Source organism: Roseinatronobacter sp. (genome assembly GCF_051859525.1).
Taxonomy (GTDB): Bacteria; Pseudomonadota; Alphaproteobacteria; order Rhodobacterales; family Rhodobacteraceae; genus Roseinatronobacter.
Genome location: NZ_JBHYFM010000008.1, coordinates 1 through 12,545, shown reverse-complemented (window position 1 = coordinate 12,545; position 12,545 = coordinate 1). Strand labels below are relative to the sequence as shown.

Here is a 12,545-nt window from a genome sequence, read left to right as displayed (position 1 = left end):
TACGCATGCTGGACGCGCTGAGGAAAACCGCGGAACGCAGGGATGTAAGGAACAAACCTATGGGAGGACTACCATGAACAACACCAGAAGAATTCTGCTTGCCAGTTGTGGCGCCTTCGCGATGGCGGGGGCCGCTTCTGCTGATACTGTCCGCATCGGAATCACCCAGAACAATGTCGGAATCGACAGCTACCAGACAACATACGAGCAAGCCTTCATCGAGGCGGCAGAAGCCAATCCGGATGTCGAGGTGATCGTTCTGGATGCGGGCGGCGATGTTGCGCGCCAGATCAGCCAGATGCAGGACCTTATCCAGCAAAATGTTGATGCGATCATCATCTGGCCAACCGATGGTCAGGCATTGGTGCCCGCCGTGCGCAACGCGCATAACGAAGGAATCCCCGTTGTTGTGACGAATTCCAACATCGCAGAAGCCGGTATGGAATTCATCGCGGCATTCTCCGGTCCGAACAACATCCAGCAGGGCATATATTCCGCTGAAATGATGTGTGACGCTTTGGATGGCGAAGGTCAGATCGTGCAGATTACGGGCATGCCGGGCTATACCACAGCGATTGAACGCCAGCAGGGTTTTGACGAGCGGCTGGCCGAACTGTGCCCCGGCGTTACGCAGCTGGATATACAGCCGGGCGACTGGAACCGCGAACGCGCGCAGCGCACAATGGAAACCTTCCTGACGCGTTTTGACAACATCGATGGCGTGTATTCAGGTGACGACAATATGGGTGTTGGCGCGTTGAATGCCGCGCTTGCAGCGAACCGCGCCGAAGGTATCGCATTCATCGGTGCGACCAATTTTGCGGTCGGATATGATGCGATGGCGCGCGGCGAATACTGGGGGTCGGTGTATCAATCCCCCGTGGATGATGCGCGTGCCGCGCTTCAGACGGCGCTGGACGTGCTGGCGGGCGAAGATGTTCCGAAGCTGAACTACTTCGATACCCCCAAGATTACGCAAGACAACATGCACGAATTCGACCGTCCCGTATTCTGATATGATACAATAGAACAAAAGGGCGCGTGCGTGCGGTGATCGTTCGCGCGCGCCGATCCGGGCAACGGGTCTATCCTGTCGCCAGACGCGCTGGGGAGAGCGCGAATTCAGACTTTCCGGGAGGAAACAGATGCTGATGACCCGCCTCAAGGCAGGGGGCCCTGCGATTGCAAAGCAGGGAATCCTGGTGGCCTTTATCGTGTTCATGATCGCGTTTTCGTTGATGTCCGACAGGTTTCTGTCGGTTGATAATTTTATGTCGGTTTTCCGGCAATCCGCGATTATCGGGGTCATGGCCCTTGGGGTTACGATTGTGGTGATTGGTGGAAATCTGGACCTGTCCGTGGGGTCAATGTTGTCATTCGCGACAGTGCTGGTCGTCGATCTGCATGACAAGATCGGGCCGGAACTGGCCATTCCTGTCATGGTGATGGCAACCTTGTGCCTTGGGGCCATAAACGGATTTCTGATTGGCATATTGCGGTTGAATTCACTGATTGTGACGCTGGGCATGCTGTCGGCCATTCAGGGGCTGGTGCTTATCTATAGCGGTGGCCAGAATGTTGATATTGTTGACCAGCGTGGCACATGGTTCGCCATATTCGGGCGCGGGGCGGTATTTGGCATTGCGACGCCCATCATCATTTTCGGGGTGTTGGCGCTGGTGTTCCATGTGATCATGACCACCATGCCGTTCGGGCGGCGCGTTCACGCGGTTGGCGGCAATCCCACGGCCTCGGTCTTTTCCGGAATACCGCGTTCGCGTGTTGTGTTCATGACCTATCTGATCTCGGCGCTTTGTGTCGCGATTGCCGCGATTATTCTGGGCAGCCGTGTGATGGGGTCACAGAACAATGTCGGGCAGGGCTACGAGTTGCAGGTTCTGGCCGCAGTCATTCTGGGGGGGACATCGCTTCTGGGCGGGTCCGGCAGCATTTTGCGCACGGTTCTGGGTGTGTTGATGCTGGCCTTCATACAGAATGGACTGATCCTGATGGGACAGCCCTATTACACACAGTGGCTGGTAACCTGGGCGGTCATCATTGTTGCGGTCTGGCTGGACGTAGCTGCCAAACGCGGCCGTCTGTTTTCCCCTATAGCATGAGGTCCGCAATGGCATATCTTTATGAAAACCCGCTGCTGCGCTGGCTGATGCGCAACCCGATCTGGGGCTTTGTGCTGATCGTTTTCATCTTCTTCAGTTTGTCGAGCGATCATTTCTTTGCCGCACGCAATCTGCAAAACATTCTGGTTCAAACCTCGACCATCGGGTTGATTGCCCTTGGCATGACATTGGTAATGATCAACGGCAATATCGACCTGTCGGTCGGGGCCACATTGGCGCTTGCGGCAGCCTTCGCGGTGGATGTTCAATCCTGGGCCATGTTTGCCACATGGGGGAACTGGCAGATCCTGCCTGCCGTATGTCTGGCATTGTTGGTCGGCATTCTGATGGGGGCGATAAACGGCTTCATTGTCTGGAAAACAGGGGTTGACGCATTCATCGTTACGCTGGGCGCGATGTTGGGCATTCGCGGGTTGGTGTTCGTCTACACGGGCGAGCAGTCCTTCTATGCCATGAATTTCGCCTATTCGGATTTCAGCGCGCTGTCGGTCGGCCCCTTGCCCGTTCTGGCGTTGATTTTCCTGCTTTGTGTCGCTGGCGTGCATTGGTTGCTGTCGCGCACGGTGCATGGCCGCAATACCTATGCAGTCGGCGGCAACCGCGAGGCGGCAGTGAATGCGGGTATTCGTGTCGGCCCGCATATGATGATCAATTTCATGATTATCGGCTTTTTGGCGGCGCTGTCGGGTGTGCTGCTGTCCACACAGATGGGGGCGGCCACGCCGAATCTGGGCCGTGACTATGAATTGTGGGTGATCACGGCGGTGGTTCTTGGCGGGACCAAACTGACAGGTGGCAAGGGGGATATCATCGGCACGCTGGGTGGTGTTCTGGCCATTGGCATTTTGCGCAACGGTATGAACCTGATGCAGGTGCCCGCCTTCTATGTCTATGTGATCCTTGGCAGCATCCTGATTGCGGTGTTGTTCCTGGATAAACGCTTCAACCGGACTGAAACTGGGGGGCTGCGCCTATGAGTGATAAACACCAACCAGCCTTGCGCCTGAAGGGCATCGTCAAAACATTCCCCGGTGTGCGCGCGTTGGATGGCGTGGATTTCGAGGTCATGCCGGGCGAGGTTCATGCCCTGCTGGGCGAGAATGGCGCGGGCAAATCCACCCTGATGAAGGTGTTGGCGGGCATGTATCAACCCGACGAAGGGCAGATACTGATTACCGGGAACCCTGTGCAAATGACCACACCCATTGAAGCCAAGGCGCAAGGGGTTGTCCTCATTCATCAGGAACTCAGTCTTGTGCCGGAAATGTCCGCCGCCGAGAATATCTATCTGGGCGAACTGCCGTTGAAATCCTTTGGGCGGGTGAACTGGGCGACACTGGAAAAGCGTTCAAACGCGATTCTGGGGCGGCTGAAATGTAACTTCAGGGCCGAAGTGACTGTTGCGAACCTGTCGATTGCCAACCAGCAGATGGTGGAAATTGCGCGCGCGCTGACCGTTGATGCGCGCGTGGTTGTCTTTGACGAACCGACTGCGTCACTGACCGATGCCGAGAAGGTTGTGTTGTTCGACATCATCAACGACCTGAAATCCCAAGGCGTGGGCATCGTCTATATCTCGCACCGCATGGACGAGATATTCACGCTGTCCGACCGCATCACGGTGCTGCGTGACGGGGCTTACCGCGGAACCCTGACCACAGCGGACACAGATGAAGACGAGGTCACCCGCCTGATGATCGGGCGCAGTCTGGATCGGTCGCGTAATGAGGCCGCGCCGAAATTCGGGAAAACCATGCTTGATGTGCGCAACCTGTCCTATCCCGGCCTGTTCGACGATGTCAGCTTCACTGTGCGCGCCGGCGAGGTTGTGGGGTTCTACGGGCTGGTGGGCGCTGGCCGGACCGAGGTTGCAGAAACCCTGTTCGGCCTGCGGACCGCCAGTTCGGGCGATGTGCTTGTCGATGGCGAGAAGGTCACCATCACCTCGCCACGCGATGCGATTGCGCTTGGTATTTCGCTGGTTCCTGAAAACCGCAAGGAACAGGGCCTTGTGTTGCAAATGAACTGTCGTGACAACATGACCTTGCCGCAAGTGCAGGACCTGACGGCGGGGCCGTTTGTGTCACAAACGGCCGAGCTGGCGATTTTCGATCAGTATCGTGATAGACTGGCGATCAAGACGCCAAGCTGGAAGCAGGCCGTCGGTGTGCTGTCGGGCGGCAACCAGCAGAAGATTGTCATCGGGAAATGGTTGTCGATGCAGCCGCGCGTCCTGATCGTGGACGAGCCGACACGCGGGATTGACGTAGGATCGAAATCCGAGATTCACCAGCTTTTGCGCGAACTGGCCGCGCAGGGCTATGCTGTTGTGGTCATCAGTTCCGAGATGCCAGAGGTGCTGCGCGTTTCCGACCGGATCATCGCCATGTATCACGGGCGTATCATGCGCGAATTCAATATTCAGGACGTGACCGAGGATTCGCTGGTTCAGGCGATATCCGGCATAAAGGCTGAAGAACCTGCCTGACCGTTCTTGAAATCGGCCCGCGCAGCCATTCTGCCTTGGACCCCCGAATAAAACCGGCGCCGCGCTGGGTTAATATAAACAGGCGCTTGCATATTTAAGTGCGAAACAGCGCTGTTGCGCGTGATTGCACAAACAGATTCGCATCAAGGCCGGTTCTGGCGCTGGGGTCGTATGCGTAGCACTTCTGAAAGAACGCATAGCACCATAGGGTTAAAGTAATAATTCCTTGGTCTTATGCATATTTCCGTCAATTCATTAGGTCTTGCACCAATGGGCCCACAAAGGCTTCCCTAACTTCATCGGCACAAAAGGCTGATCCCTATACACCGGAAGTTGGAGAGTTAAGATGACAAAATACATGGTGCAGCATTTTAAGAAATTCCTGAAACAGGAAGATGGCGCGACTGCGATTGAATATGGCCTGTTCGCGGCTTTGATCAGCGCGGTGATTGTTGGTTCAGTGGCAGCACTTGGAGTCACCGTAAATACTGGTTTCGAAGATGTCGACACCCGTTTGTCTGCTGCGCTCGATAATGCTGATGGTGATAGTAGCTCTGACTAACAATACGCTAGGCTATTTGACCTCAGATTCATAAACCTCTGCGGTTGGGAAAAAATCCCGACCGCGGAACTCAAATAAACCTCACCTCATCTTTCTTCCCCCAAAAGAAAGCACACATCATGGCCCCTTCGCAATCACCCCCGAGTTTTGCGGCATATGTCTTTTCCGATCAGGCGAAGGATACCGCGCAGGAAACGGCGCGCCTTGCGGGTTGGAATGCCGACAATATCCACGGCGGCGGGCTTGCGGGGGCGGCGCGGCTGGTGGCGGACCGGCCGCTTGCGCAGCACATGATTGCGGAAATCGGCAATGAAGGCCTGTCACAAGCCTGCGAGAGTGTGACCGAAATCGTGCGGTCCGGTACGCGGCTTGTTGTCGTGGGCCAGCATGACAGTATTTGCACCTACCGCGCGTTGCGGTCGGTGGGCGCGCTGGAATACCTGCCCTTTCCGGTGCGTGGCAGTGATGCGCTGGCCAGCCTGACGCAGAAAGTGGCAAACGTCGATCAGCCGGTCAAACGCGCCCTGACGATTGGCGTTGTCGGGTGCAGCGGCGGGGTCGGTGCCAGCAGTCTGGTGGAAAACCTTGCCTATATCGCCAATCTGGACCCGATTGCGCAGCGCGTAGGCCTGTTTGATTTCGACCTGTGGTTCGGGTCCATGGCGCATGACCTGAACCACGACCCCACCTCCGGCCTGCTAGAGGCACTGGCCGCCCCCAAGCGCGTTGACAGGACATTCGTCGACGCGTCGATGCTGGAAATAAAGGACGGGTTGTTCCTGTATTCGCATCAGGCGCGCGATGGGCAGGACGCAACCGATCTGGAAGCGGGCATTGGCCCGTTGCTGGATAAAATGTCACCAATGTTCGACATCATGCTGGTCGATCTGCCGCGCGCCTTGCTGCTGCGCCAACCCGATATTGCGCAATATCTGAACGCGCTTGTTCCCGTTATGACGCCTGGATATGCAGGCATAAATGCCTATTCGCGCATCGTGCAGGGGTGTTTGAACGAAAACCGCGCGTTGACGGTGGCGCCTGTATTGTCCGACCTGCGCGGTGGTGCGGCCTTGCGCAAGAAGCAGATTGCGCAGGCCATCGGGCAGGAATTTCAAGCCACACTGCCCTTGTGCGAACATGCCATGATCAAGGCGCAGCTTGCAGGGCAGCCGGTCGTTTGCGTCAAGCGGGGGGGCAAATACTCCGGCAATGTCCGGTCGCTGTGGCGCACCTTGTCCGCAGAACACCGCCCCCAACGGTCCGGTTTCTGGCGATCAGCGTTTCAGAAGGTTATCGCATGAATTACGGCGCCGCATCAGATGACAAGCTGTCTGCGGTGGCGTGGGTTCTGGACAAGGTCCAGTCGGACAACCGGTCAGGGCCGGTTTGCGTGCATCACCTGAATGAGGCGATCTCCAGCTTTGTCCAGCAAGCGCATGACCCTGTTCCCATCGCGGAACAACGGCAAATCCTGTCATCCGCCATGCGCCGCCTGTCAAATGACGGCCATATTGTCATGCATCCGGATGGCGCGGCGTCTGATGCGGGGCAGGGCGCGGGCAAGGCACACCACCTGCGGCAAAGCGCCGAAATCATGGACGAGGTGTCCGCAAATATAGATTTTGCAGCCTTCAGCGCCATGAGTGACGCCGACAAGACTGCCGAGATCAAGATGCTTGTGCGCAACAGCGTTCGGGACAGGCGCATGCAGATCAATGCGCAGGAACTGGAATCGCTGGCGCAGGCTGTCATCCATGAAATGATGGGTTACGGGCCGTTGCAGCCGCTGCTGGATGATGAAACGGTAACCGACATCATGGTCAACGGGGCCGACCGCATCTATCTGGAACGGAACGGCAAGATTGAAAAAGCCAATATTTCCTTTCGTGATGATACCCATATTCTGAATCTTGCGTCGCGCATCGTATCGGAAGTGGGGCGGCGCATTGACGAAAGCCAGCCGCTTGTCGATGCCCGACTAAAAGACGGCAGCCGCGTCAATATTGTCATCCCGCCGCTGGCGATTGACGGACCCGCCATAACAATCCGCAAATTTCCAGCGCAACCCATGCGCCTGCGAACCCTTGTCGAGAAGGGTGCCCTTACGCGCAAGATGGCCGCGTTTCTGGCGTTGGCCGCAGAAATGCGCCTGAATATACTTGTGTCCGGCGGCACCGGTTCTGGCAAGACAACGCTTTTGAACGCGATGTCAGAATGCATCCCGCGTGGCGAACGCATCGTCACGCTGGAAGATGCGGCAGAATTGCAGTTGCAACAAGGCCATGTGGTCCGGTTTGAAACGCGTCCCCCAAGTATCGAAGGGCGCGGCGAAATTACGATGCGCACCTTGCTGCGCAATGCCCTGCGCATGCGCCCTGATCGCATAATTATCGGTGAAATCCGGGGCGAGGAAGCCCTTGATTTGTTGCAGGCCATGAATACCGGCCATGACGGGTCCATGAGCACGCTGCACGCAAACTCCCCCAGAGAGGCGTTGACCCGGATCGAGGGGATATGTGCGCTGGCCAACTACAACCATTCGCCCGATGCCATTCGTAGGCAGCTTGCGGATGCGGTGCACCTGATCATTCAGGTTTCAAGAATGCGTGACGGAACGCGCCGCGTCACATCAGTTTCCGAAGTTACGGGACTGGATGGCGGCGTGATTACGCTGCAAGACATCTTCACATTCAGAATTGGCCACGAAAGTGGTCGAAGCACCATCTCGGGCGAATTCCACTGCACAGGATACCGGCCCATGGCCGCATCGCGCGCGGCCGAATTCGGGCTGTCAAAAGCACTTGACGATATTCTGAGGGGGTGACGGATGTTGATGACCCTATTGCTGTTTCTGGGTGTTTTGCTGACGCTTACGTCGTTTGGATTACTGGCAATCGTGTCACTGGACCGGCAGCGGCAGCGGCGGGTTGCGCGCATAAGCCGTGCCTTGGGCAATCCGGATATGACGGGTTTGTCTGGCAAGCAAGGCACGAAGCGGGGTGCGAAGCCGCGCAAGGCGGCACGGATCATGTTGTTTGGGGCGGGTCTGGACGGGGCGCTTGAAAAGGCGGGTATCGCCCTTCGTGGCAGCGATTTTCTGGGTGTACTTTTTGTCTGTGGTGCCGGAATCGCCACGTTCGCGTATTTCATGCTTGCGGTGCCGGCACTGTCCAGCGTTGTTTCGGGGCTTTTGGTTGCAGGGCTTGGCGGATGGTCGGTCCTGCGCATTTCTACGGCCAGACGCGCCAGCGCCTTTGCCGCACAAATGCCGTCAGCGCTGGATACATTCGCCCGTGCCCTCAGGGCGGGGCGCCCGGTGTCTGAAGCGCTTGATGTGGTCGTCCACAACACCGAAGCGCCGCTGAAACCGGAAATGGAAAAATGCCGTGATATGCTTGCCCTTGGCCATAGCCTGAACGACACGCTGCGCAGGTTGGCCGACCGTGTTGATGTGCCAGAGGTGCGCTTTTTCAGCGTTGCAACGCATCTTCAATCCGAGACAGGTGGCAACCTTGTCGAGACGATCGAACAACTTTCCGAACAACTGCGCGAGCGTTTGAAGTTGAAGAAAAAGATACGCGCCCTTTCGGCCGAGTCCCGCGCTTCGGCCATGATCCTTGGCGCATTGCCGTTTGCCATTGCGGCTGTGCTGTATGCTATCAATGCCGACTATTTGCTGCCGCTGGTGAATGATGCCCGTGGCCGCGCAATGGCAGCGCTGGGGTTAATCAGTCTGGTTGCGGGCGTTCTTGTGCTGTTCAGGATGGGGAAGCTTGATGTTTGATGCAGACATTTACCCCTTTGTTCTGGCGGCCGTCGCGCTGGGCGTCATCGTATTTGCAATAGGTGGGCTGGTTTCGGCAACATCGTCAGGCACGCAGCATCGCAAGCGCGTTGCGCGCGCGGTCGGGCGCGACAGCTTGCACAGAAGTCCAAGGGTCGTTCCGGTCATGGCCACAGGTTTGACAGGGGCCTTGCGCGGCGTCGCGGCCACGATCGGCGAACGCCTGACAATCATGAGTGGCGGCGAAGCGCGGCGCAGCGGCGAGTTTCTGGCATCGGCAGGTTTTGACGGGCGTGATGTGGTGGTCATTTACGCATTCGTTAAGACCATCGTGCCCAGTCTGTGCGTCATTGCCGGACTGATCTGGATCGCGATTTTCCCGTCGGCGGGCATCTCTCTTGTCCTTCAGGTGGCGTTGGTCGCAGGGTTCGGGCTGCTGTTGTCCAAAGGAACGGATATTCTGATCGGTCTGCGACGCAATCGCCGCCTTTCCGCGATCCGGAACGGACTGCCGGACATGCTGGAGTTGTTTGTCATCGCCTCCGAGGCGGGGCTTGGTGCGCAACCGTCACTGGAACGTGTCGCACGGGAATTGAATGCGCTGCACCGCGATCTGGCGGGCGAGTTGGGGCGCGTGCTGAATGAATTGAAGGTCAATAATGATCGTAAGAAAGTGTTTGATGATCTTGCGATACGCGTGCCGATTGTCGAAATCGGGCAGTTTACGCAAACAATTCTGCAAGCCGAACGTCACGGAACACCATTCAGCACCGCAATCCGGACGCTGGTGCGCGAACAGCGCGCCGACCGCCTGTTCCGCGTCGAGGAGAAGGCGGCGCGATTGCCTGTCCTGATGACGATCCCGCTGGTGTTCCTGATTATGCCAGCCGTTTTTGTTGTACTTGTCGGTCCCGCCATTATCAGCGTTCTTGACAACATTATCATGGGGATGTGACGCATGGTCCCGCAAGGCAGGTTTTTCAATTCACTTCGGGCATTTCGTGTCGGTGAAATTGGGGCAGTCGCGGTTGAATTTGCGCTGATCGCACCGCTGCTTATCGCGCTGGTGTTCGGGATAATCAGCTTCGGGTATCTGTTCGGTGTGTCGCATTCCGTCCAACAGCTTGCAGCCGAAGCGGCCCGCGTTTCGGTGCGGGAGATGCAATATCAGGAACGAAAGAAGCTTGCAGAGGAGTATGTCGACAATGCGAAGATGCGCTACCCGCTGCTGCGTCAGGATGCAATTACGCGCACAGCGGAAGGGACCAATGGGGCGCTTTCTGACGATATTCAGGTGACAGTCACCTATGCCGTTGAAGGGTCGTTGCTAGATCTGGCCAACAGCCTGTTCGGCCTTGGCATCACCACAATCGAGGGGAGGGCCTATCTTGCCTATTAACCCCCACCCCCTGCGCCGGTTCACCCGCAACGAGGATGGCGCCGTGGCCATTATCGTGGCGTTGATGTTGACTGTGCTGTTCGGTTTTGTGGCCTTTGGTGTGGATCTGGGCCAGATTTACCGCGACCAGAACCGCCTTCAGGCGCAGGCTGATCTGGCCGCCATGGGCGCGGTCGTGGGACTGGAGAGCGCCCACGACCGTGCAGGCACTATGCTGGATCGGAATGGGTCCACGCCGGATGCGTTGAAAGACCTTCGATTCGGGCGCTATATGCTGGACCCGAACATCCCGCATGAACAACGCTTCACCGAACTGCAATTCTTGGAAGAGGGCGCGAATGCGGTTCAGCTTGATGTCAGCAAAGCCACCCCCCTGACATTTTCGCGGGTGTTTCTGAACCGGGATTCAATCGACCTAAATGCCACGGCTACGGCAATGAGTCCAAATGGTGCCAGCTTCACCCTCGGATCAGGTTTGGCGCGGTTAAATGGGGGCATGATAAACCAGTTGACCGGCGCAGATATTACCCTGGCGGCAATGGATTATAATGCGCTGCTTGGTGGACAGGTTGCGATTTTGGGGTTTCTGGATGAGCTGGCCACCGAGATCGGGTTCGAGACGGGCAATTATGTTGACTTGCTGGACCTTGATGTCGGGTTGCCCGAAGTTCTTGCCAGTCTGGCCCGAACACAAACGGGGCAGGCGGCTGATATCCTGAATCAGCTTGCTGCCGCGGTAGGCCCAGATAATCTGGAATTGTCGCAACTTGTTTCTATCGTTGGAAAACGAGTCGGACTGACGATTGATGATTTTCTGAACAGAAACCCAAATGATCTCCAATTAACCGCACTGGATTTCCTTGATGCAACACTGGATTTCTTGGCGACAGAACAAGATTGGATTAACCTTAATCTTGGTGTGAATGTCGTAGGTCTTGTGGGCGTCGACGCAAAATTGCGCCTATTGGAACACGCACGCAGTTCCGGTCGAGTGTTCGTTGGCCAACCCAACGCGAAGCTGCACACGGCCCAGACCCGCCTTAGTACGAAACTGGAGTTGGACCCTGATCTATTGGGGTCGCTTGGTGTCGGGGTGGAGGCGCTTGAACTGCGTCTGCCGCTATACTTGGAATTGGCCAGCGCAGAAACTGAATTAATCCATGCAAACTGCCGACCGGAACGCTCGGATACAGTCGTTGCGGTGTTCCAGACAGGGCCGACAATGGATGGGGCAAACGGCCCACGGGTCACCGAGTTGTTCTTGGGACACTTCAACGAGGAAAGACTCTTGTCTGACCAGAAGCTCACTCCGTCGGATTTGGGATATGCCGATTTGCTGGATATTTCTGTGGAGGTGAGTGTCCCTTTGTTGCCATCCATAAAACTGGGTCTGCTTACGCTGCAGGCCAAGGGGCATGCTGTGGTTGGGGCCAGTGAAACGGATTTTGTGTTTTTCACCAATCAGAATGTTCTGGACGGAAACACGCGCGCCAGTCTCTCTACGAACGAGGCGTTATCAACCGCAATTTCCAGCTTGTTAGGTGGGAATGGCCTTTCGATACGCGTCAAGCCTCAGCACCAAAGCCTTATCGGAGCGTTGTTGGCACCGGTCGTCAACGCGGTGTTGGCACTTCTGCAGAATGGCTTGCTTTTGAGTGTCGCTGGGATTGTGGATACAGTATTGGACGCCACACTTGACGTCGCCGGCGTAAATGTTGGCAACGCAGATTTGGAACTTCTTAGTTCCGACTGCGGAACGCCGAGGCTTGTCCAATGACCGTTGCATCCCAACCCCACTCAGGTACCCCGCGTCCTGTGCGCGGGTCTGGCCGACCAAAGGAAGGAACCGGAATATGAGAGTGCTTCTTGCATTGGTTTTGCTGTTGGGAATTGGTTTGGCGGGTCTGGCGGCCAAGACGATCCATGACCGTATCGTCCAGTATCAGACATTGCTGGCCGAACAGCAGCAGCAAATCCTGCCGACAACAGAAATATTTGTTGTCACCCGCCAGCTGAATTACGGCGAACGTCTGCGGATGGAAGATGTGCGCGCAATCCGGTGGCCCGCAGGGAATGTGCCCGCAGGTGCATTCCGCAACCGTGACGACATTTTCCCGTCCGATGAAGACCAGCTGCGCACAGTGTTGCGCACAATGGAACGCGATGAGCCG

Annotated in this window: 12 protein-coding genes; all 12 read left to right on the top strand. The window is 56.8% G+C overall.

The window, feature by feature from the left end:
- The first annotated feature begins 73 nt into the window (after nt 1-73).
- A complete protein-coding gene (locus ACTIE1_RS08585) occupies nt 74-1,015 on the top strand; it encodes a sugar ABC transporter substrate-binding protein (protein WP_439561454.1) in 942 nt (313 codons plus the stop codon).
- Between the two features lie 130 nt (nt 1,016-1,145).
- Nucleotides 1,146-2,120 carry an ABC transporter permease gene (locus ACTIE1_RS08580; RefSeq protein ID WP_439561453.1) on the top strand — a complete coding sequence of 325 codons (975 nt, stop codon included), beginning with the start codon at nt 1,146-1,148 and terminating at the stop codon, nt 2,118-2,120.
- A gap of 8 nt (nt 2,121-2,128) precedes the next feature.
- The gene (locus tag ACTIE1_RS08575; protein ID WP_439561452.1) at nt 2,129-3,118 is read left to right on the top strand and encodes an ABC transporter permease; all 990 of its coding nucleotides are present in this window, start codon (nt 2,129-2,131) and stop codon (nt 3,116-3,118) included.
- Entirely contained in the window at nt 3,115-4,629 is a 1,515-nt protein-coding gene (locus ACTIE1_RS08570; RefSeq protein WP_439561451.1) for a sugar ABC transporter ATP-binding protein, read from the top strand. Before ACTIE1_RS08575 ends, ACTIE1_RS08570 begins: the two co-directional genes overlap by 4 nt.
- A gap of 346 nt (nt 4,630-4,975) precedes the next feature.
- Nucleotides 4,976-5,191, top strand: coding sequence for a Flp family type IVb pilin (locus ACTIE1_RS08565; protein ID WP_439561450.1), 216 nt, complete (start codon nt 4,976-4,978; stop codon nt 5,189-5,191).
- A 119-nt stretch (nt 5,192-5,310) separates the two neighbouring features.
- Nucleotides 5,311-6,492 carry an AAA family ATPase gene (locus ACTIE1_RS08560; protein ID WP_439561449.1) on the top strand — a complete coding sequence of 394 codons (1,182 nt, stop codon included), beginning with the start codon at nt 5,311-5,313 and terminating at the stop codon, nt 6,490-6,492.
- A complete protein-coding gene (locus ACTIE1_RS08555) occupies nt 6,489-8,015 on the top strand; it encodes a CpaF family protein (protein WP_439561448.1) in 1,527 nt (508 codons plus the stop codon). Before ACTIE1_RS08560 ends, ACTIE1_RS08555 begins: the two co-directional genes overlap by 4 nt.
- A 9-nt stretch (nt 8,016-8,024) precedes the next feature.
- The gene (locus ACTIE1_RS08550; protein WP_439563336.1) at nt 8,025-8,975 is read left to right on the top strand and encodes a type II secretion system F family protein; all 951 of its coding nucleotides are present in this window, start codon (nt 8,025-8,027) and stop codon (nt 8,973-8,975) included.
- Nucleotides 8,968-9,930, top strand: a complete 963-nt coding sequence (locus ACTIE1_RS08545; RefSeq protein WP_439561446.1) for a type II secretion system F family protein — start codon at nt 8,968-8,970, stop codon at nt 9,928-9,930. The genes ACTIE1_RS08550 and ACTIE1_RS08545 overlap by 8 nt, the downstream gene beginning before the upstream one ends.
- Before the next feature lie 3 nt (nt 9,931-9,933).
- A complete protein-coding gene (locus tag ACTIE1_RS08540; protein WP_439561445.1) occupies nt 9,934-10,374 on the top strand; it encodes a TadE/TadG family type IV pilus assembly protein in 441 nt (146 codons plus the stop codon).
- 43 nt (nt 10,375-10,417) lie between these two features.
- Nucleotides 10,418-12,151 (top strand): pilus assembly protein TadG-related protein, encoded by a 1,734-nt coding sequence (locus ACTIE1_RS08535; protein WP_439561444.1) that lies wholly within the window; start codon nt 10,418-10,420, stop codon nt 12,149-12,151.
- Between the two features lie 76 nt (nt 12,152-12,227).
- The coding region (locus ACTIE1_RS08530; protein WP_439563335.1) for an SAF domain-containing protein at nt 12,228-12,545 on the top strand (318 nt) is incomplete at its 3' end.